This is a genomic window from Sulfitobacter sp. S190, assembly GCF_025141935.1.
Taxonomy (GTDB): Bacteria; Pseudomonadota; Alphaproteobacteria; order Rhodobacterales; family Rhodobacteraceae; genus Sulfitobacter.
In genome coordinates, this window is record NZ_CP081120.1 from 2,619,224 (window position 1) to 2,638,923 (window position 19,700).

19 protein-coding genes and 1 tRNA gene are annotated in these 19,700 nt (G+C 58.1%); 9 read left to right on the forward strand and 11 right to left on the reverse strand.

The genetic code is table 11. The features are described from left to right. The first annotated feature begins 25 nt into the window (after positions 1-25). From K3756_RS13120 to K3756_RS13130, 3 genes are read left to right on the forward strand one after another with little or no spacing between them, the layout of a single operon-like run. Positions 26-1,540 carry an Eco57I restriction-modification methylase domain-containing protein gene (locus K3756_RS13120; RefSeq protein WP_259988074.1) on the forward strand — a complete coding sequence of 505 codons (1,515 nt, stop codon included), beginning with the start codon at positions 26-28 and terminating at the stop codon, positions 1,538-1,540. After that, complete coding sequence (locus tag K3756_RS13125) at positions 1,537-4,449, forward strand: BpuSI family type II restriction endonuclease (RefSeq protein WP_259988076.1); 2,913 nt, start codon at positions 1,537-1,539, stop codon at positions 4,447-4,449. Before K3756_RS13120 ends, K3756_RS13125 begins: the two co-directional genes overlap by 4 nt. After that, positions 4,449-5,615 carry a DNA cytosine methyltransferase gene (locus tag K3756_RS13130; RefSeq protein WP_259988078.1) on the forward strand — a complete coding sequence of 389 codons (1,167 nt, stop codon included), beginning with the start codon at positions 4,449-4,451 and terminating at the stop codon, positions 5,613-5,615. The genes K3756_RS13125 and K3756_RS13130 overlap by 1 nt, the downstream gene beginning before the upstream one ends. Positions 5,616-6,018: 403 nt before the next feature. Here K3756_RS13130 and K3756_RS13135 read toward each other — a convergent pair whose 3' ends face one another. Then, positions 6,019-6,441 (reverse strand): helix-turn-helix domain-containing protein, encoded by a 423-nt coding sequence (locus K3756_RS13135; RefSeq protein ID WP_259988080.1) that lies wholly within the window; start codon positions 6,439-6,441, stop codon positions 6,019-6,021. Positions 6,442-6,807: 366 nt separating this feature from the next. Here K3756_RS13135 and K3756_RS13140 point away from each other — a divergent pair, with 366 nt between their 5' ends. Together K3756_RS13140 and K3756_RS13145 are read left to right on the forward strand one after the other, a co-directional pair. After that, the gene (locus K3756_RS13140; protein ID WP_259988082.1) at positions 6,808-7,044 is read left to right on the forward strand and encodes a hypothetical protein; all 237 of its coding nucleotides are present in this window, start codon (positions 6,808-6,810) and stop codon (positions 7,042-7,044) included. Positions 7,045-7,361: 317 nt separating this feature from the next. Continuing rightward, positions 7,362-8,156, forward strand: coding sequence for a tyrosine-type recombinase/integrase (locus K3756_RS13145; protein ID WP_259988084.1), 795 nt, complete (start codon positions 7,362-7,364; stop codon positions 8,154-8,156). Positions 8,157-8,187: 31 nt separating this feature from the next. Here the strand turns inward: K3756_RS13145 and K3756_RS13150 are convergent. From K3756_RS13150 to K3756_RS13175, 6 genes are all read right to left on the reverse strand, one after another. Then, positions 8,188-8,262 (reverse strand) — tRNA-Phe (locus K3756_RS13150). An 89-nt stretch (positions 8,263-8,351) separates the two neighbouring features. After that, the gene (locus K3756_RS13155) at positions 8,352-8,537 is read right to left on the reverse strand and encodes a DNA gyrase inhibitor YacG (protein ID WP_259988086.1); all 186 of its coding nucleotides are present in this window, start codon (positions 8,535-8,537) and stop codon (positions 8,352-8,354) included. Next, the gene (locus tag K3756_RS13160) at positions 8,534-9,559 is read right to left on the reverse strand and encodes a ribonuclease E/G (protein WP_259988088.1); all 1,026 of its coding nucleotides are present in this window, start codon (positions 9,557-9,559) and stop codon (positions 8,534-8,536) included. The genes K3756_RS13155 and K3756_RS13160 overlap by 4 nt, the downstream gene beginning before the upstream one ends. Beyond that, positions 9,556-10,131 carry a nucleoside triphosphate pyrophosphatase gene (locus K3756_RS13165; RefSeq protein WP_259988091.1) on the reverse strand — a complete coding sequence of 192 codons (576 nt, stop codon included), beginning with the start codon at positions 10,129-10,131 and terminating at the stop codon, positions 9,556-9,558. The genes K3756_RS13160 and K3756_RS13165 overlap by 4 nt, the downstream gene beginning before the upstream one ends. 37 nt (positions 10,132-10,168) lie before the next feature. After that, positions 10,169-10,387, reverse strand: coding sequence for a translation initiation factor IF-1 (gene infA / locus K3756_RS13170; RefSeq protein WP_005978431.1), 219 nt, complete (start codon positions 10,385-10,387; stop codon positions 10,169-10,171). 82 nt (positions 10,388-10,469) lie between these two features. Further along, on the reverse strand, positions 10,470-11,345 hold the full coding sequence (locus K3756_RS13175; RefSeq protein WP_259988093.1) for a carbon-nitrogen hydrolase family protein: 876 nt from the start codon (positions 11,343-11,345) through the stop codon (positions 10,470-10,472). A 147-nt stretch (positions 11,346-11,492) separates the two neighbouring features. On the opposite strand from K3756_RS13175, the gene K3756_RS13180 reads away from it, so the two are divergent. Together K3756_RS13180 and K3756_RS13185 are read left to right on the forward strand one after the other, a co-directional pair. Then, positions 11,493-12,452 carry a LysR family transcriptional regulator gene (locus K3756_RS13180; RefSeq protein WP_259988095.1) on the forward strand — a complete coding sequence of 320 codons (960 nt, stop codon included), beginning with the start codon at positions 11,493-11,495 and terminating at the stop codon, positions 12,450-12,452. Positions 12,453-12,461: 9 nt separating this feature from the next. Then, a complete protein-coding gene (locus tag K3756_RS13185) occupies positions 12,462-13,163 on the forward strand; it encodes an NAD-dependent deacylase (RefSeq protein ID WP_259988096.1) in 702 nt (233 codons plus the stop codon). On the opposite strand, the gene K3756_RS13190 is transcribed toward K3756_RS13185, so the two are convergent. The 3 genes from K3756_RS13190 to meaB all read right to left on the reverse strand — a co-directional run bounded on the left by K3756_RS13190 (position 13,160) and on the right by meaB (position 15,126). After that, complete coding sequence (locus K3756_RS13190) at positions 13,160-13,627, reverse strand: copper chaperone PCu(A)C (RefSeq protein WP_259988098.1); 468 nt, start codon at positions 13,625-13,627, stop codon at positions 13,160-13,162. The two genes, K3756_RS13185 and K3756_RS13190, sit on opposite strands and share 4 nt — an antisense overlap. Positions 13,628-13,708: 81 nt before the next feature. After that, positions 13,709-14,008, reverse strand: coding sequence for a 50S ribosomal protein L28 (gene rpmB, locus K3756_RS13195; RefSeq protein WP_259988100.1), 300 nt, complete (start codon positions 14,006-14,008; stop codon positions 13,709-13,711). A gap of 143 nt (positions 14,009-14,151) precedes the next feature. Beyond that, positions 14,152-15,126 carry a methylmalonyl Co-A mutase-associated GTPase MeaB gene (meaB, locus tag K3756_RS13200; RefSeq protein ID WP_259993560.1) on the reverse strand — a complete coding sequence of 325 codons (975 nt, stop codon included), beginning with the start codon at positions 15,124-15,126 and terminating at the stop codon, positions 14,152-14,154. 91 nt (positions 15,127-15,217) lie between these two features. Here meaB and hrpB point away from each other — a divergent pair, with 91 nt between their 5' ends. Continuing rightward, positions 15,218-17,641, forward strand: a complete 2,424-nt coding sequence (gene hrpB / locus K3756_RS13205) for an ATP-dependent helicase HrpB (protein WP_259988102.1) — start codon at positions 15,218-15,220, stop codon at positions 17,639-17,641. On the opposite strand, the gene gndA is transcribed toward hrpB, so the two are convergent. Then, entirely contained in the window at positions 17,642-19,075 is a 1,434-nt protein-coding gene (gndA, locus tag K3756_RS13210; protein WP_259988104.1) for an NADP-dependent phosphogluconate dehydrogenase, read from the reverse strand. A gap of 145 nt (positions 19,076-19,220) precedes the next feature. On the opposite strand from gndA, the gene K3756_RS13215 reads away from it, so the two are divergent. Further along, positions 19,221-19,697 carry an NUDIX hydrolase gene (locus K3756_RS13215; RefSeq protein ID WP_259988106.1) on the forward strand — a complete coding sequence of 159 codons (477 nt, stop codon included), beginning with the start codon at positions 19,221-19,223 and terminating at the stop codon, positions 19,695-19,697. Positions 19,698-19,700: the final 3 nt, after the last annotated feature.

The following is a 19,700-nucleotide window of genomic DNA, read 5'->3' on the forward strand; positions in this document are numbered from 1 at the left end:
TACGGCCATGAGCAGGGTTAATCGAATGCACATATCTGCAAAATTGAGAACCACAGGTGACCCAACAAGTGAGGCTCGTAAGCCCACAACTAAGGCGGTAGCGCTCGGGCAAGTTTTTACAGACGAAACCCTTGCTAAGCGTATGGTACTTGGTCTCGGAATTGATAGAGCACCAGACGACAAGGTTGTTTTAGATCCATGTGTTGGCCCGAACACGTTCCCTTCAGTCATTTCTGCGGTGCGTAGCCGCCCGATCCACGTTAAGGCTTTTGATATCGATGCGGAAATGTGCCGTTTCAGTAGGCTAAACAATAGCGAAACATTTACTTCGGTGTTCTGCGCTGACTATTTGCTGTCTCCTATCCAAGGCAACTTCGACTTTGCAATTCTTAACCCGCCATATGTCCGACAAGAGTGGATTAGAGAAAAAGCTCAATACCGAGAGACTCTCAAGTCGACCCTAGGTTTTGAACTGCCAGGAACGTCAAACCTCTACGTCTACTTTATTGTCAAAGCACTATGTGACCTGAAAGTAGGGGGAAAACTCAGCTGTATAGTGTATGACTCATGGCAGTCCACCCTCTATGGGCGATGGCTGAAAGGCTTCTTGGATAAGATGTGCCGAACGTGGCGAGCGGAGCCTGCTCCAGCGATGCCTTTTGAAGGAAAACTGATCGATGCAACCATAATTTATGCTGAGAGAGGCCAACCGGACGAACAAATAGAGCTTTCAACTGGCGCTGTTGTTCGTGAAGGATTCGCGCCCATCGATGACCTTTTTGTTTCGCGTAGAGGTTTGCGGCTCAAACAAGCGAATTTCTTTCTAAGCACAATGGAACGAAGGGGCATCGAAGGCTCATCTCCGTTCATCAAGAAAATTGCGAAAGTCCCGGGCTACATTGTAGGGGCAGACCACCCAGAGGCAGCACTCCTTATCAAAGAGTTAGGCGAAAACAAAAAAGCGCACAGTACTATCGAAAAGAGACTTTCTGAGGCGCTAGGTGACCCAGAGAAGAACCTTTCGATACTTACCTGGTACCGCGAACGGCCTGACCAATGGTGCACCCACAAGAACGTTCCAAAGGACACTTTACTTTTCAACTATTATCTTCGACATCGCCCTCGGCATATCTGGAACTCCGAGGCACGTGCATACTCAGACAATTTCTATGGCATTACGTCAAAAAGCCCCATCAATGCTCTTGCTTGGCTAGCCGCTCTGAACGCAACCGCCAGCGTTACGGGGATACTGCAGAAAGCACGAAATCAAGGTGCTGGTTTAGCAAAACTGCAATTGTTTGAATATCGAGAAGCACCAGTTGTCGATCTTCGCCTCTGGAGCGAAATCGATCGTCGCAAATTGGAAGTTATAGGCCAGCAGTTTACTAAAGCTACGTATCCGAACGTATCTCTTGTGGAAAAAGTAGACAGTTTGATTGCATCTGTTTTAGGAAATCCAGATTTGGCTCCCGCAAGAATTGAAGCCGATCTTGCTAGAGCTGATATCGCGGCCAAACAACCAAGCGGAAGAGAAGTATGAGTTGGCTTTCATATGCCTCTGATGAAGTTGGTGAATTTCATCCAGAGTTCCAGTCCGCCGCTGAACAAGCTTTGTTTGACCTCAACCTGAGCGCAACTCACCACTGGCGGCATCACCCAGTCAGCATGGGTGTTGGGGTAGTGCCCGACTACGTACTTGTTGAGAGCGCGTCAGGCAGATGGATGCTGATTGTCGAAATAAAGCGGCGCCCAGATGCAGTGAAATCAGAGCGCAACCAAATCCAGGCGAAGGGTTATGCAGAGGCAAATGCTAGCTACTTCCGTGCCGGTTGGCCGCAATACTTTTGCGTAACAAATCTAGAAATTACTCAGGGCTTTGCTTTGAGAGGTGGGATGCCACCGAGGGACTGCCTAGTCGATGGAATGCAATTCGACTCTGGTACGTTTGCATCAACGCCTCAGGCTGATCATCGTAGACAGTTCATTGACGATTTGAAAATCATGATCAGTCACGTACAAAACATATCCGAACCTACGTTTACCTTCGTTTGGCCCAGAGTTGTTCGTGGTGCATATCAGCATGCGGAAGGACTTCCGTTCAACCCAACTATGGACGGTGCCGCAGGGCTAGTCCCAGATATTGTTCGAGACTACTTCTCGATCGACTATCAGCTAAGTGCTCGAAGACAGATGCTTATACGTTGCCTAATGGCAGAGTATCTTCGAGGGCTCCTTCGTCGGCATGACCACCCACAAAAAAATTCGGTGGGCTCAGTGGGAACTACGCTTGCTGGCGCTGCAAACGCATTGGTCAGACTTCGATCAATCGACTTTGCCGGCGTATTTGAAGACAATTTTGCGCCTGTCTATCTAGGTTTCGAGGCAGACCCATCGGTTCGGCCCTTCATAGAGGGCTACTTAGCGGCGCTACAAGTTGACGACGTCACTGCATTGTCCGCAACACGTAGCGACAGTCATGAGCTGCCCGAGAGATTGATCCAAGAGACAGCACCAGCCGCTGTTCGAGATGCTCGAGGAAAGGCAGCTACTGATCCAGAACTTGCCGCTCTTCTCGTGTCGCTAACTGTGACAAACGCTAACGGAATCTACTTGGATCCAGGATGCGGGGAAGGGAACCTGATTTCAGCAATATATGACTGGCTTAGATCAAAAGGGGTGGAGCATGATCAAGCTCTTGGTCAAACGATGGGTATCGAAGCAGACTCGCTTGCGGCAAAAGTCGCAGCCTTGAGGCTTGTTCTGAAAGAGCCAAGGCTAGCAAATCATGGTGCGCCATGCCGCGTAGAAGTCGCGGATATGTTCAGCTCTTCGGCACAAATTGCGTTGGCTGACGCGATCCTGATGAATCCTCCTTTTAAGCGATACGAAGTCCAAGATGATGCTCCGATCCCTGCGGCGCTTCGACAACATTACCGTGCAGCTATCGCGGCTCTGGGCGGCCAAGTCGAAGCAGATGGAGGCCAATCAAATATCTATGCACTTTATATTGAGTACTTGATCAAGGCGGCGAAACCTGGCGCAACGATTGGAATCGTTTTAGATAATAAGTGGTTCCACAATGAGACGGCCCGTCCCATTCGAGAGTTGCTTCTCCGCTACTGTGAGATACTGGGGGTCGTCACTTATCCACATAGCCGCTTCTTTGAAGAGTTAATGATCGCGACGTCAATGGTAATCGTGCGCAAAGGAATGCCATCTGATGATCACTCGGTTTGCTTTGCTCGCGTTGAAGAACCCGGTGCTACAGCCACAGACGACGCTGCAAATGCAATCCGAGGCGGTGCCATTCCAAACGGTTGGAGCGTTCGCCACGTACGCCAATCCCAACTCGGTGGCAATTCCTGGAAGTCTTACTTGTCAGCAAACCTAGTAAGTGAATTTAGACAAGCGCCCCTAGCCAAACTCCCAACGTTGTTCACGCATTCGCGACGTGGGGGCCTAGCGAAGGAAGGCGGCGGAATAGCGGTCTACGAATTTCCTGAGCGCACTCAGTATGGGCCAAAACGACAGTACAAGGTCAATGGAAACCCCTTTCAAACTGAAAAAGGGCGCGAACTGACAAAAGCTGAAAATGATCAGCTCAGAGCGTTGGCTGGTAACATCCCTGACAATTATCGTGGATATGCTATAAACAAGGCGGATCGGATTGCGGGATATAACTTGTCTGAAGCTGATGTTACCCGCGATTGGACTCTTGAATCCCCTTCCCAAAGAACACCAGGCATAGCTTCAGGGTATGCGGGCAACCGGCGTCGCGTCTGGGACAACAGCCTCGAACAAGCGGTTGCTTCGTTTCGTGCAAATGCGGAAACGCAAGTTTACATAGAACAAATCGAACAAAATGTTGGGCTTGACGATACCGTCTTGCCGAATCCTCAACTTTGGAATGCTCTGAGAGAACCCTTTGCTGGCGGGTTAATAATCCCAAGAAAACAGCGCGTTGGACACCGTGTGCACATTAATGGATATGCATTCGCCCCTCAGGGCCGTCAGGTTCGGTTATCTAGTAACTTCCTGAGCTACGGCGGGTGTACTGCCATTGATCCAGATACCAATTTAGACGAAAGCTCTGCTACTCGCCTGATAGCAGCTTGGTTGCTGTCTAGTTTTGGTCATCTGCAGTTTGAGTTGGAATCAAATAACAGGGAGGGGGCTAGGTCGCTGGAGCAACATCATGCCGACAGTATTTGGATTTTCGATCCACGTTTGATTCAGCCGCAGAAACGAACCGAAATATTGGATATTTTTGCAAGACTGCCTTTCCCTGTGCGAACCGATATCCGCCCAGAACTTCAACCAGAACTCATGCAGCTGGATCGCATATTTTCTGATGAGCTCGCACGGGTAGTTCCCAATTTAGACAGTAACGCCATGCTGTTAGAGGTTTGGGACCGGCTACATGATCTGCATGATGAAAGGAACAACTAGTGGGTGTTACTGTAAGTTCTTTCTTTAGCGGCATTGGCGGGTTGGACCTAGGCTTCGATTGGGCGGGTGCAACCGTGCACTATGCTACAGACCTCTCACCCATCGCCGCCAAAACCTATCCGCTCAACTTTGGCAGAGAACTTGTCGAAGCAGACATCAATAATTTGTGCCACTCGCAAATACCTAACTCCGACATCATCATTGGTGGGCCGCCATGTCAGTCATTTTCCCTCGTTGGCTTGCGCCGACCGGACGATGAGCGCGGTAAGCTTGTCTTCAGGTTTATTGAAATCATTCGTTCAAAAAATCCGTCAGGCTTTGTTCTCGAAAATGTTCCAGGCCTTTCGTCAGCTCGTATCGACGGCGAAAGACTTACATCTCATCTAGCCCGCGAACTAGAAGCCTTAGGCTACTTCGTCACGGTTATGAAACTAAATGCAGCTCAATACCTCGTTCCTCAGTTGCGAAAGAGGGTCTTCATCGTGGGGTCACGCGTTTCGCCAGTCGCGGTTCCAAACCCAGAAGAATTTGCAAAAAGTGTATCGGGTCGATCTTACGCAGAATATGAAATTGGTAGTTGGGCTGCGCTCCGTGATCTAGGAGAAGTAGTCGGTAAAGGAGAACTAACGACTTATTCGCAACCGGCAACGTCACAGTTTGCAGCCTTGATGCGACGGAGAAACGCAGATTTTTCGCTGCATGAAATGCCGCGAATGTCAGAGACGGACAAAACGCTCATAAAATTTATCCCACCTGGTGGTAACTATATGGATGTTCCAGATGAATTTTCGACCCAGCGGATCATGAACTTCAAACGCACAGGCGGGCGGACGACTACTTATGGCAGGTTACATCCACTTCGGCCTGCATACACCATCAACACTTATTTTAGACGGCCAAATGTTGGTGCAAACTTCCACCCAGTCGAAGATCGTTTGATAAGCGTCCGCGAGGCTATGCGCCTTCAATCAATTCCTGACAAGTTTTCCATAGCTAAAATTGGGCCTCAAGACGAGCGCAATGCTCTCGTCGGCAACGCAGTACCCCCGCTTCTAGCGCATGCTGTCGCGCGGGAACTACTACGCTCCCTTGGAGTAACAGTCCAAACGGTAAAGATGACACGCTCGAAGTCGACCATAAGTATTGGAGCTGACGAGTTCACTTAATTATCGCCAAACATAACGCAGTACATTCGAACCATAGGCGTCAAAAACTCAATCCACTACGGCACAGCATCTCAATTTTTGTCACCCAGATTCGGCTTAATGGCCAGTTGCGAAGCCTTGGCTACCAGTTGGCCACAGTAGAGCTCGAGAGTGGCAGCCAAAGCAAACACGGGAGACAGCAGAACAAGCGTGACCGCTGACAAAGCCAGAAGCACAATCGATGGATCAAGAGTACCAGATGCCGAAAAAAGCATGAGCTTGGCGTAGCAGGGAAGGTAGATTGCTGCCGCTATCAAAATGCACTGAAAACAGGGTTAGTGAAACGGCCAACATCATGCCGCACCCGCTCCAGAATGACCAGTTTTTGCCGCTGCATGTGCGGAATGTTAGAAAACACCAAAGTCTACTCCTTCAGCAATTCGATCCACGTATGAACGTCTTCCATTGGAACCTCTTTTCCATCGGTTAGCGACCGATACCATCGTGCGATAATAGCCCCGCGCTTTTCGCTTTTGATCCTGATGCCTTGTTCGATCAGGAATCGATCAAGCGAGGTTTCAAATTCTTCAAGCGCGTCAATGTCATGCTCAACACGTGCGGATTTCGTGCCGAGAAGAATCCAATTCACATCGACACTGAATTTTTCTTCGAGCAACACCAGCGCCTCAATCGGGAGGCCGCGCTCACCTTTTTCGTAGCTGTGGTAAGCCCGTAGTGAGACGCCAATTTCCTTGGCCATGTCCGTCTGAGACAAGCCCGTTTCATTGCGCGTGATCGCAAGCCTGGCCCCGATGCCAATGAACATTTCAGACGTTTTTTGCGCCACGTGTGGTTCCCAGTTGACGGATGTGCATTTATTAGCACGTATGCAAAAAATGACAAATTTAGGTTCGTTTCGTTATCTGACCATGCAGGATGACTTAAAACAAGCGATTCCAGACAACCGTAGCAAAGAAGACCATTTTAGAACAAGAACGTCTGCTTTCACCGAAACAGCTAAGCGAGATCGTTGGCCTCAGCCCTGCGCAAATTCGCGCACTTATGAACGATGGGCGACTAGAGTTCATAGAAATATCGTCGAAGACCAAGCGACTGACTATGAGCGGCTGGGAACGGTTCCAGAAGAACGCAACCAAAGTCAAAAGCTGCGAAAGCGAAAGAACGGCTGCAAACTGACGGGGGGACAAAAGCAATGGCTACGACCAATCTCAATATCAGCGTGATCGACAAGCGCATGATGAAGCAATCCGAGGCCGCAAGTTATTCTGGATTGCCAGTGAAACACTTCAAGGCGGCATGCCCGGTGCGGCCAGTTGAGTTGAAAGAGGGCACGTTGCTTTGGGATCGCAAAGACATCGACCTGTGGATCGACGGTTTGAAATCAGGCGCGATGACTGAAACGCGGGATGACATTCTGGGCCGTCTCTGATGACGCAAGTACGCATCAAAGGCTTTAAGATTTTCAAAGACCGGCATGGAAAGTTGCGTTGCTACCACCGCGCCACTGGCCACAAGATCGATATTGAAAAGTCGCCAGTTGGGTCTGCGGATTTTTTTGCTGAGTGCGAAACGATCCGTGCCATTGCTCAGGCTTAAAAGGCGAAGGCACCGAAAGCTGGCACCCTTGGCGCACTCGTTCAGACGTATTTCGAAACCGAACATTTTCAGAACCTCGCTGAAGCCACTCGTCGCGACTACCGCAAATGCGTTGATTTTCTTAAACCGATCAAAGGCACGCCCGTCCATGTGATCGACACCCCTCTAGTTTCGGGTATTCACGACAAGGCCGCAAAGAAGATTGGTTGGCGACGCGCCAACATGGTGCGTACGCTATTGAGCGAAGTTTTCCGATACAACATCCCCAAGGGCTTGATTGAGGTGAATTACGCCAAGGACGTGATCCCCAAACGCCGACCGCGAGATCGCGCTTATGCCAACAGGCCATGGAACATTGAAGAACGAGATATCGTTCTGCCCCGCGCAAAGCCGCATGTGCATGTGGCCCTTGCTCTTATGATGAACACAGGACTTGATCCAACGGACGCGCTCAAGCTGCGCAAAGATCAGATTGACGAAGATACGATCTGGGGTGTGCGCGGCAAAACTGGCGAAGAGGTCGCAATCCCGATCAGTCCCACTCTGCAGGCGGCGCTGGACTTGTTTCCCGATCATGAGGCCGAAACGGTTCTTGCCAGCTCACGCGGTGAAGCATGGACTTACAATGGCTTTTCAACGGTTTGGCACCGCTTCAAGATCAAGCTTGAGGACGAAGGACTGATCGCGCCAGATTTAACGCTCAAAGGTATGCGCCACACGGTAGCCACCACACTTCGTGAAGCTGGCCTTGATGAACGCCGCATCGCCGACCTTCTGGGACAGAAGACACCATCCATGGCGCGGCACTATTCCCGCTCGGCAAACCTTGCCGAAAAGAACCGCGAAACCATGGCGACATTGGAAAAAGAAAAAGAAAGACGCGCGAAGATTGTCAAACCTTCGCTGAAAAGCGTCAAACCTGACCAAAGTGAGGATCAAAAATGAGCGGTAAACTCAATTATATCATATAGTTAAATGGTGCCCGGGGGCGGAATCGAACCACCGACACGAGGATTTTCAATCCACTGCTCTACCCCTGAGCTACCCGGGCACGGGAACCGAATTATCGGCTGGGTGAGCGCGTTCTATGGCGTCTACGCGGGGGTGTCCAGCCTCTTTTTGTCGGCGGGTTGGATAAATTCAATGCGGCTTTTCAGGGGGATGGTTTTGGGATGCTTCAAAGGCCGCCTCAACGTCTTCGGGGTCCTGTGACGGGCTGGCGTAGCTTCCGTTCAGCCACTTGGCCAGATCCAGATCCGCACAGCGGCGCGAGCAGAAGGGGCGATATTTCGCGGCAGTTTGTGCGCTACAGATCGGGCAGCTCATGAGATGACCTCGGACAACGGAATGCGCACACGTTTGCGCTGGAGTTCGTAGTGACCAAGCGGTGTCCAACCGACAAGCGCGGTGTCGACGTCATCGGATTTGAATGCCGCACGCAATGCCGTCTCGAAAGGACGGCGGTCCTTCTTGGGCATTGGCGCCAGATCGAGGGTGATTTGCCCGCCAAGACCGCGCAGACGCAGCGCACGCGGCAAAAGACGTGCGCAGGCCATGTTGGCCTTGATACCCGCCGCCAGTGACGCATCACCACCGGTATTCACATCGACAGCCACCAATGCGCGTGTCGGCTCTACATACATGAAGGCGCCGCCTGACAGCCCGACCCGGTCTTGCGACAAGCCGCCGATCGCGTCCAGCACACCGCGCGTTTCAAACCCGCCTGTGTCTGTGACGACCTCGGCCTTCGCGGTCCACTCGCGCCACGCCATGACATGCGGGCCATCCCCTTCGGCAAGGGTTTCCGGACCCGTGCCCTCGTCTTCGAGCACGGTCGCTGCCAGCGTCAACATCGCGCCGATATCCTCGGCGATTTCATCTGCATCCGCTTCGGCGCAGGAGGACCGCAGGATGAGCCCGTGAGGCGCCTCGCCCATCGCATCATGCGCGATCTCGAGCAACCGGTCGCGTTCGGCCTCGTCCTTGACCGAACGGCTGATGTTCAGCCCCGGCGCATCGGGCGTGACAATCGCGTAGCGGCTTTTGAACAACAGCTTTTGTGTGACCGGGATCGCCTTGCCGTCTTCTGCATGACCCGACACCTGTACCAGCAACTGTTGTCCGGGGGCGAGGCCCTTGACCTGACGCAAGAACGCAGCGCCATCGGGGGTGCGCAGAAACATACCGCCCTGCCCCTTTACCGGCCGGTCCGCGACGGCGCGGTAAATGGTTCCCACACGGGGCAGATCCTCGGCATCCACCAGCAGATCCTCAAGCTGGCCATCAACCATCAGTGCCGCCGCTTCGGCGTCGCCCAGATGGTCCAGAACAATCGTGCGTCCCTTCATTGCGTATCTCCAAACGGGTAACCTGCCGCGCGCAGCAGCGTTGCGGTTTCGGCAAGCGGGAGCCCCACGATGCCGGTAAATGAGCCCGAGATCCAAGGGATCAAAGCGCCGGCAGGTCCCTGGATCGCGTATCCGCCGGCCTTGCCCTGCCAATCCCCGGTGTCGAGGTAGCCGTTCAACTCATCGGCGGACAGGACTTTCATGCGCACGGTGCTGACCACGTCGCGCGCCCACGTGCGGTCGCCCCGCTTGACCGCGACGGCGGTAATCACTTTGTGACGTCGCCCCGACAGGCCGCTCAGAAACCGTTCTGCTTCGGATCGATCGGCCGGCTTGCCCAGAATGCGCCGTCCAAGCGCAACCGTGGTATCGGCGCATAGCACGATATCGTCAGCATCAGCCGCAACGGCCGCCGCTTTCGCCTGCGTGATCCTGCTGCAATAGGGGCGCGGCAGCTCGTTCTTCAGCGGGTCTTCGTCGATATCGGGCGGGGTGATTGCGTCCGGCACAACGCCAATTTGCGCCAGCAATTCCTTGCGGCGCGGCGATCCTGATCCGAGGATGAATCTCATCTTGTCTCCTCGCCCCGGCAGGCCGCCGGGCGTGGGGTTATTTGAAACGGTAGTTGATCCGGCCCTTGGTCAGGTCATAGGGGGTCATTTCGACCTGTACCTTGTCACCTGCCAGAACACGGATCCGGTTCTTGCGCATCTTGCCTGCCGTATGCGCGATGATCTCATGGCCGTTTTCCAGCTCGACCCGAAACGTCGCGTTAGGCAGGAGTTCCTTCACAACACCGGGAAATTCGAGCGTATCTTCCTTGGCCATGGTCTCTCCATACTTACAATCGCCCCCAATTGCGGGGACACGCGCCTAAATGAGCGCATCCGCACCTTTTTTCAAGGGGTTTTCAACCAAGCGGGACATTTGGCGCCGTACCGTCACGGCCTGCCTGTTCTTCCCAATGCGCCCTGTTGAGCACAACACCATCCGCCCTGACCCGTGCGATCGCACCAAGATCCACGTCCGCGTAGGTCCAGCCGGGTGTGTTGATCGTACCGGCGTTCAACACACCCGTGGAGGGGAACCCCGTATCCGGCGGGCCAAAGATGCCACCGGCACCTGTCGACGTGTCCACAGCCTCGGACCAAGGTGCCGCGCCCACGACCGATGACATGGCCGTGACACACTGCTGCTCGAGCGCACGGGCCATCGCCCCTGTGCGCACGCGCCAATATCCTGCCAGCGCTTCGGTGACGCTTGGCACGGCGATAACGTCACACTCCGCTAGGGCACGCCCCAACAGCGGAAACTCGCTATCGTAGCAGATGAGAATACCGATGCGGCCAATCGCGGTGTCAAACACCTGCAAAGGGCCGCCGCCCCTGACCCCCCAGATATCGCGCTCGAACCGGGTCATGATCTGTTTGTCCTGCACGCCGATGCCGCCCGTCGGCGTAATCAGCCGCGCGCGGTTGACCGGGCGCGTCGCGGTCGCTGCAGGGCCCGAGGCCGCGACGATGTGCACACCATGTTCTGCGGCAAGTCTGACATGCAGCGCATCCGCAGCGTCCAGCCGGTCGGACACCGCAAAAAGCGATGCCTCGAGATTGCCCGCCACGTCGAGCCCCGAAAGCGTGGCAAGCTCCATAGCGCCGTATTCCGGGAAGACAAGCAGGTCCGCCCCCGATGCGGCGGCCCGGGCAACCCAATCGGCGATCTTGTCTTCAAACTGCGCCCAGGAAGACAAAACATCGAGCGGATAGGCAGCGGTGGCGATCTTCATGGCGGCGGGCTCCTCGTTTGCAGGCCACTTTGCGCTGCCCGCGCGGCGGCGACAAGGCGGGTCATGGCCAATGGCGTCCGCAAGCGGTTGACGCGCGGCTTTCAAAATTCCAAAACTGTGCGTTGACGAAATACCGGGGAAGACAGCATGCAAATCAAGGGGATCAGCCTGCGCGGCCTCGAAGTATTCGAAGCGCTTGCACGCAATGGGTCAGTGGCCCAGGCAGCACAGGACACCGGGCTGAGCCAGCCTGCCGTCAGCCAACAAATGCGAAATCTTGAAAACGCGCTGGGCAATACGCTTGTCGATCATTCCCGTCGTCCGATGCGTCTCACCCCGGCGGGCAAGAGTTTTTTGCGCCGTGCGACGGCCGCATTGTCCGAATTGCGGCTGGCCACTGCCGAAGTCAGCGTCATGGATCTTGCGCACCTCAAGGATCTCAGCCTCGGCATCATCGATGATTTCGATGACGATATCACCCCGCGGCTTGCCCTGATCCTCGCGGAAAACCTTCAGGGGTGCCGGTTCAAGATGATCACGGCCAGCAGCCACGACCTGATCCAGTCTGTCCATGACGACGCGCTGCATATGGCGATTTCGGCGTCCAACGGCGAACGCCACGACAAGATCAAGGAACACAAGCTCGCCCGCGATCCGTTTATCCTTGTGGCCTCCTCCGATGCGCCGGTGACGCCCGATGCGATGCTGCGCGGCACGGGCGCGCTGCCCTTTCTGCGCTACAGTCAGGACCAATTGATCGCGCGCCAGATCGAAAGCTATCTCAAGCTTGAGGGGGCAACCCTGCCCGCACGGTTCGAAATCGGCAGCCATCTCGCCTTGATGGCGATGGTGGCCCAAGGCATCGGCTGGACGATCACCACGCCTTTGGGATTCATGCGGGCGGCACGGTTTCACGACCGGATCGCGGCGCATCCGCTGCCCGGTGCCGGGGCCGCGCGCCAGATCTCGCTTTATGCGGGCGCGGACTGGAGCGACGAGGTCCCCTCCGACATTGCACAGGCCATGCGCGGCCTGATGGAGCGGCGCATCGTGGCCCCCGCCGTCGACAAGATGCCGTGGCTCGACGGCGAATTTCACCTGCTCTGAGGACGTCCCATGACAAACATCGTGATTCTGACCGGCGCGGGCATTTCGGCCGAAAGCGGCATTGAGACCTTTCGCGCCGAGACCGGTCTGTGGGCGCAGCACCGTGTCGAAGATGTCGCGACGCCCGAAGGCTATGCCCGCGATCCCAAGCTGGTGGTGGACTTCTACAACGGTCGCCGCGCCCAGCTATCGCAGGTGGGCCCGAATGCCGCGCACGAAGCGCTCGCGCGGCTCGAGGCAGAACTCGACGGATCGGTGCTTGTCGTCACGCAAAACGTGGATGATTTGCACGAACGGGGCGAAAGCCAAAACCTCATCCACATGCACGGCGCTTTGACATCCGCGCTCTGTGCAGCGTGTGATCATCGCTGGCCACAATCGGGCGACATGCAGGTCGGTCAGAAATGTCCCGCCTGCGGCGCACCCGCGGCACGCCCAGATATCGTCTGGTTTGGAGAGATGCCCTATCAGATGGATGCCATTTTCGAGGCTCTGCAAAACGCCGACATCTTTGCATCCATCGGGACGTCTTCAAACGTCTATCCCGCCGCCGGCTTCGTAATGGAAGCCGCCCGCGCGGGCGCCCATACGGTCGAGATCAATCTCGAGCCCTCCGCGACAGCGACGCATTTCGAGCAAAGCCTGCTCGGGCCCGCAACACAGACGGTGCCGCAGTGGGTGTCAGAAATCTTGGGGCAAGAGCGTAGTTAACGGCCCAGATCGACGGGAATCCGGATCGCCACTTCGCCTGCTTCTTCGAAGACCAGCGTCACCGACACCGGCGCGCCATCCGTGAGCGGGGCCGACAGGCCCAGAAACATCAGATGATCCCCCCCGCGCACAAAGGCATGGCTGTCGCCATCGGCGATCGGAATGCCGTCATCGATCGGGCGCATGCGCATGACACCGTTTTCGTCCTGTGTGTGCGTATGCAGCGCCGCATTCTGCGCAAAATCCGCACGCACGCCGATCAAACGGTCATCGCGGCCTGTATCGTTGTGCAGCACCATAAAGGCCGCAGCGGTCGGGCTATCGGGCAATGTCGCCCGCAGATAGGGGTCTTCCAGCCGGAAGGCAGGTTTGTCGAGAGGCGACATCTTGATCGAAACGACTGTTACGACGACAGCGAGGATTGCCACAAAAGCAGCGATAGCAACGGTCATTGATCTGGTCATCACGGGGTCTCCGGTTGGGGCAAAAGCAAAACCCCGACCAAAGGGCCGGGGTTTCAGATATTTGTCAGCGATGGCAGAAAATCAGGACAGGACGTCCGCTTCCGTACCCGACTTTTCGATGGCTTTCTTGATTTTCAGCGCGTTGTCGGACAGTTCGCTGTCTTTCGCTTTCGCGAGGAACTTGTCCAGACCACCGCGGTGGTCGACGCTGCGCAGGGCAGCGGCGGAGATACGCAGTTTGAACCCACGGCCCAGCGCTTCGGATTGCAGCGTGGTGTCGTTCAGGTTCGGCAGGAACCGACGGCGCGTGCGGTTCTTGGCGTGGGATACGTTGTTACCCGTCATCGGGCCTTTTCCGGTCAATTCGCAGCGGCGCGACATGAGCTTTTCCTCTTGTTATTCAAAGGGCACCAGCGTGTCGGCGCCATAGCTGAAGGGACCGCATCGGCGGCGACCCTGAATTCGGTTCGCAGGCTTTAGGGGGAATCGTGTTTGGCGTCAACCCGCAAGGGCCGCAGAATAGGTCAATCGGCCGCTAATTCGCGCACAAAGGCCTGCGCTGCTGCGGCAGGGTCCTGATGACCTTGCGACACTGCATCGCTGAGCGCGGCGAGACGGGAACGGGCCTGCGCCGTGTCGAGCTGTGCAAGCAGGGCCGCGCGGACCGCCTCCTCGAACCAGTAGCGCGCCTGTGCCGCCCGCGTCCGGGTCCAATGCCCTTCGTCCTTGCGCCATTCCGCAAGCTCCTGCAGCGCCGCCCAGACTTCCGGAAGGCCCCGATCTTCCAACGCGCTGACGGTCATGGCGCGGGGGTAGCCTTCGGGATCCTGCGGGCGTTTGCGCATCAGACGCAGGGCCCCAGCATAGTCAGCCTGCGTGCGGGTGGCGGTCGCCTTCAGATCCCCGTCTGCCTTGTTGATAACGATCAGATCGGCCATTTCCATTATGCCGCGCTTCACGCCTTGCAACTCGTCTCCGCCCGCGGGCGCCAGCAGCAGCAAGAACACGTCCGCCATTTGCGCGACAACCGTCTCGGACTGCCCGACCCCCACTGTCTCGATCAGGATCACGTCAAACCGCGCGGCTTCGCACAGCGCCACCGCCTCGCGGGTGCGGCGGGCCACGCCGCCCAGATGGGTCTGACTGGGCGAGGGCCGGATAAACGCGTTCGGATCGCGTGCCAAACGGTCCATGCGGGTCTTGTCACCCAGAATGGATCCCCCCGAGCGCGCCGAACTCGGATCGACGGCCAGCACCGCCACGCGCAAGCCCTGCCCCGTCAGCATCATGCCGAAGCTCTCGATGAAGGTGGATTTGCCAACGCCCGGCGTACCGGACAAACCGATGCGCAATGCCTCGTGCTCTGTTCCCAGCGCCGCCAGCAACTCGGTCGCCTGTGCGCGGTGGTCCGCCCGGCCACTTTCGATCAGCGTTATGGCACGGGCCAACGCGCGCCGCTCACCCGCTTTGATCCGCGCTGCCTGATCCGCAATATCCATACCGCTCTCCACCTGCCGTGCCATGTTTTCCGCCGCTCGTGCGCGAATGTCCAGCCTTGCCCCGCCGCGCCGCAGCCGTGATAACGCCCGCATGAGTATCGCGCTTCCCATAGACACCGTCATGCCACAGGTTATCGACGCCCTGCGCAGCGCGGGCCGCGTGGTTCTGCAGGCGCCCCCCGGTGCGGGCAAGACAACGCGGGTTCCGCTGGCCATGCTGGAGGCGGGTCTCACGCAGGGCCGCATCCTGATGCTCGAGCCGCGCCGCCTCGCCGCACGCGCGGCCGCCGAACGCATGGCCCAAACGCGCGGCGAGAAAACCGGAGATGTTGTCGGATACCGCGTGCGCGGCGCGTCGGCCGTATCAAGCGCGACACGCATCGAAGTCGTGACCGAAGGCATCCTGACGCGCATGATACAGGACAATCCCGATTTGCCCGGGGTCGGGGCGGTGATTTTTGACGAGTTTCACGAACGCTCCCTCAATGCGGATCTGGGTCTTGCCCTGACGCTGGAAATAGCGGGCGCGCTGCGCGACGATCTGTTGATCGCGGTCATGTCTGCGACGCTCGACGCGCAGCCCGTCGCCACCCTGATGCAGGCTCCGATTGTCACCTCGCAGGGGCGCAGCTTCGACGTGACGCCGCGGTGGCTCGACCGTCCGCTGGCCAAGACGGACCGGCTGGAGCAGGCCGTCGCTGACCGCACGCTGGCCGCGCTGGCCGAAAGCCCCGGCTCGGCGCTGGTTTTCTTGCCCGGCGAAGGCGAAATTCGCAAGACTGAAGCCTTGCTGCGCCCGCATCTGCCAGCCGATTGCACGCTTGCCCCCTTGTTTGGCGCAATGGACTTCAAGGCACAGCAAGCCGCGATCCGCCCCTCGCCGCAGGGTCGCAAGTTGGTTCTGGCCACCGCGATCGCCGAAACCTCGCTGACCATCGAAGACATTCGCATCGTTGTGGATGCAGGCCGCGCGCGGCGATCCGTGTTCGATCCGTCATCGGGCATGGCGCGGCTGGTGACCCAACGTGTCACCCGTGCCGAAGCGACCCAACGCGCAGGGCGTGCGGGGCGTGTCAGCACCGGTGTCGCGTACAAGATGTGGACCCGCGGCGAAGAAGGTGCGCTTGCCGCCTTCCCGCCCGCCGAAATCGAGGTAGGTGATCTGTGCGGCTTTGCGCTGGAGCTGGCGCTTTGGGGCGCCGAGGCCGCAGCGCTGAACTTCGTCACCCCCCCGCATCCCGGCAGGCTGGCCGAAGCGCGCAGCGTGTTACAGATGCTGGGCGCGCTTGACCGGCGCGGCCTCATTACGGCGCACGGGCGCACCCTTGCCAGCCTTCCGCTGCACCCGCGGCTGGCGCATATGGTGACACGCGGCGGGCCGGAGGCCGCCACACTTGCCGCGATCCTGTCGGAACGCGATCCGCTCAGGGGCGCGCCCCTTGATCTGTTGCACCGCATGCGCGCCCTCGCCGGAGAGCGCGTCGCGGGCACACCCCATTCCGCGACCCTCGCCCGGATCCGCCAGGATGCGAAACGCTTGCTGAGCCGCACCGATCCCGACGGGCCGCGCGATCTCGGAACGCTCGCGGCACTGGCCTATCCCGACCGGGTCGGTCTGCGCCGCAAGGGCGATGCTCCGCGGTTTGTGCTCTCGGGTGGCAAAGGCGCCGTGGCGCCTGCGGGTGATCCTCTGGCCAGCGCAAGGCTGCTGGTCGCCACCGATCTGGACGGCGATCCGCGCGATGCACGCATCCGACAGGGCACCGCGCTTGGCGAAAGTGCGTTGCGCGCAGCGTTCGGTGATCAGATCGGGTGGGAAGATGTGTGCGTCTGGTCACGCCGCGAAGGCCGCGTGCTGACCCGCAAACAGGAACGCTTCGGGGCGTTGGTCCTTGATGATCGCGCTTGGCACGATGCCCCCGATGATCAGGTCGCGACCGCCATGCTGGAAGGGGTGCGCGAACTGGGTCTGCGTCCCGGCAAATCCGCCGCCCGTTTCCTGCGCCGTGCCGCGCTGGTGGAGGGGCGCGACGGCTTTCCCGCTTTCGACGAACCGCATTTGCTCGACACGCTGGAGGACTGGTTGCTGCCGCATCTTGGCGCTGTGCGCTCGACCGCCGATTGGAAAGCCTTTGATCTGCTGCCGGCCCTGCGGGCGCGTCTGGACTGGGACCAGCAACAGGTACTGGACCGCGTGGCACCAGGCCATTTCGAGACCCCGCTTGGTCGCAGAATCGCGATCGACTACGATGGTGACACCCCGCAAATCGCGGTGCGGCTGCAAGAGATGTTCGGCGTGACGCAGCATCCGCAGGTCGCGGGCCAACCGGTACAGGTCACATTGCTGTCGCCCGCCCAGCGCCCGGTGCAGGTTACGATGGATTTGCCCGGTTTCTGGTCAAGCTCCTACGCGGACGTGCGCAAGGACATGCGCGGTCGTTATCCGCGCCACCCCTGGCCCGAAGACCCGACGCAGGCGGATCCCACACTCCGGGTAAAGCGGCGTAACAGCTGATTACGGATCCCGTTCGGCAGGGCAAAGCGCGGGCCAGTCTACGTGGTGTTTTCCGTCCTCGTCTATCCGTTCGAACCCGTGCGCGCCGAAAAAGTCACGCTGCGCCTGAATGAGGTTCGCCGTACCGCGACCCCGCCGGATGCTGTCGTACCAAGCAAGTGCCGCCGAAAGACCCGGCAGGGCCACGCCCGCCCCGACGCCGGCGGCCACCACCCGGCGCAACCCCGGCAGCGCCTCGGCCAAGGCAGTGCGCATTGCAGGCGCGAGGATTAGATGGCCCTGCGGCAACTCCCCGCGAAACGCATCGGCGAAATCGTCAAGCAGCGCGGACCGGATGATACAGCCCGCCCGCCAGATTTCGGCGATCCGCGCAAGATCCAGATCCCACTCGAAGGTCTCCGAAGCCGTTGTCAAAATCCGAAAACCCTGCGCATGCGCCAGAATACGTCCCGCCAGCATTGCGTGCTCGAGGTCCTGCGCGTCGGGCAGCTCAAAACCGGTGGTGCCGGGCTCCAGCAACGGCTCGGCTGCCTCGCGGGTCGTCTTTTCGGCGGACCACCCCCGCGCGCCCACTGCCGCCTCGATGGCGCTGGCCGATTGGCCCATCTTCAGCGCTTCGATCACGGTCCAGCGGCCTGTGCCCTTCTGACCCGCCTGATCAAGGATCACATCGACCATCGGCGCGCCGGTCTTGGGGTCAGTGGCCTGCAATGCCGCACCACTGATTTCCATCAAGTAGGAACTGAGCGGTCCCTTGGTCCAGCCCTCGAACAGCTTTCCGATGCGCGCGGCTTCCCAGTCGCCCGCGTCGCGCAACAGCCCGTAAAGCTCTGCGATCATCTGCATATCGGCGTATTCAATCCCGTTGTGCACGGTCTTGACGAAGTGTCCTGCGCCATCGGGGCCCAGATGGGCGACACAGGGATCGCCTTCGAACTTTGCCGCAATGGCTTCTGCCATCGGTTTCATCTGTTGCCAGCTGTGACGCGATCCACCCACCATCATGGACGGCCCCGTGCGTGCACCGAATTCTCCACCCGACACGCCCATGCCTACGAAATGCTTGCCGGTGTCCTTCAGCTTATCAAAACGGCGGCGGGTCGCGTTGAAATCGGCATTGCCCCCGTCAATGATGGTATCGCCTTCTTCCAGCAGCGGCAGCACCTCGTCGATCATCGCGTCCATGGGAGCGCCCGACGGGATCATGAAAAGGATGGTGCGCGGCGTGGCAATCGCCCGAACGAAGCTTTGCAGATCGTATGCGGGCACCAGCTTTCCCGACAGGGAGGCATCTTCCGCGACAAAGGTGTCGATCCAATCGGTTTCGCGGTTCGTAACCGCCACCGTAAAGCCGCTGTCGGCAAGGTTCAGCGCCAACGCGCTGCCCATCGTGCCAAGTCCATAGACACCGATATCCGCGCCGTTTTCTGCCATCTTCACACCTATTTAAGTTATCTGCGCACAACCTAGGGAAGTTGCGGGCAAGCGCAAGCGCGGCGGGCGATTTGTCTTTCGCCGCTGTCGCGCCTATAAAGTGGGCATAATAATATAAAATACAGAGCAGTCGTCTTTCACATTCATGAAACATACATTCGCCACGGGTTGGGTCGAACGGATCTGGCCGATCTTTCGCAAGTCACGCAGACCGCAGGTTGCCGCGTTGTGCCTGCGCCATTCCCCGAGCGGTGCCACCGAAGTCCTGCTGATCACCAGCCGCGACACGGGGAGATGGATCATCCCCAAAGGTTGGCCGATGGACGGGATGTCGGATGCAGAGGCCGCAGCGCAGGAAGCCTGGGAAGAAGCGGGCGTCGAGGTTGCGACCGTCGATGCGACCCCGGTGGGCTCGTTCGACTATGACAAGGGCCTGAAGGACGGCGCGAGCACGCCGGTCCGCGCGACGGTGTTTCGCGCCGACGTCAAGGGCATGTGCGACGATTTTCCCGAAGCCGCACAGCGAAAGCGCGCATGGTTTGCGCCCGCAACCGCGGCGCGCCTTGTGGCGGAGCCGCAGTTGCGCGATCTGCTGGTCTCGCTCGATCACCAGCAGCGATAGCGC

What these genes read in the sequence shown, in the direction of transcription:
- hrpB (WP_259988102.1), top strand. Translation starts at nt 15,218, where the DNA reads ATGAGTATCGCGCTTCCCATAGACACCGTCATGCCACAGGTTATCGAC.
- K3756_RS13155 (WP_259988086.1), bottom strand. Translation starts at nt 8,537, where the DNA reads ATGAGCTGCCCGATCTGTAGCGCACAAACTGCCGCGAAATATCGCCCC.
- K3756_RS13180 (WP_259988095.1), top strand. Translation starts at nt 11,493, where the DNA reads ATGCAAATCAAGGGGATCAGCCTGCGCGGCCTCGAAGTATTCGAAGCG.
- rpmB (WP_259988100.1), bottom strand. Translation starts at nt 14,008, where the DNA reads ATGTCGCGCCGCTGCGAATTGACCGGAAAAGGCCCGATGACGGGTAAC.
- K3756_RS13190 (WP_259988098.1), bottom strand. Translation starts at nt 13,627, where the DNA reads ATGACCAGATCAATGACCGTTGCTATCGCTGCTTTTGTGGCAATCCTC.
- K3756_RS13125 (WP_259988076.1), top strand. Translation starts at nt 1,537, where the DNA reads ATGAGTTGGCTTTCATATGCCTCTGATGAAGTTGGTGAATTTCATCCA.
- meaB (WP_259993560.1), bottom strand. Translation starts at nt 15,126, where the DNA reads ATGGATATTGCGGATCAGGCAGCGCGGATCAAAGCGGGTGAGCGGCGC.
- gndA (WP_259988104.1), bottom strand. Translation starts at nt 19,075, where the DNA reads ATGGCAGAAAACGGCGCGGATATCGGTGTCTATGGACTTGGCACGATG.
- infA (WP_005978431.1), bottom strand. Translation starts at nt 10,387, where the DNA reads ATGGCCAAGGAAGATACGCTCGAATTTCCCGGTGTTGTGAAGGAACTC.
- K3756_RS13165 (WP_259988091.1), bottom strand. Translation starts at nt 10,131, where the DNA reads ATGAGATTCATCCTCGGATCAGGATCGCCGCGCCGCAAGGAATTGCTG.
- K3756_RS13215 (WP_259988106.1), top strand. Translation starts at nt 19,221, where the DNA reads ATGAAACATACATTCGCCACGGGTTGGGTCGAACGGATCTGGCCGATC.
- K3756_RS13175 (WP_259988093.1), bottom strand. Translation starts at nt 11,345, where the DNA reads ATGAAGATCGCCACCGCTGCCTATCCGCTCGATGTTTTGTCTTCCTGG.
- K3756_RS13160 (WP_259988088.1), bottom strand. Translation starts at nt 9,559, where the DNA reads ATGAAGGGACGCACGATTGTTCTGGACCATCTGGGCGACGCCGAAGCG.
- K3756_RS13140 (WP_259988082.1), top strand. Translation starts at nt 6,808, where the DNA reads ATGGCTACGACCAATCTCAATATCAGCGTGATCGACAAGCGCATGATG.
- K3756_RS13120 (WP_259988074.1), top strand. Translation starts at nt 26, where the DNA reads ATGCACATATCTGCAAAATTGAGAACCACAGGTGACCCAACAAGTGAG.
- K3756_RS13185 (WP_259988096.1), top strand. Translation starts at nt 12,462, where the DNA reads ATGACAAACATCGTGATTCTGACCGGCGCGGGCATTTCGGCCGAAAGC.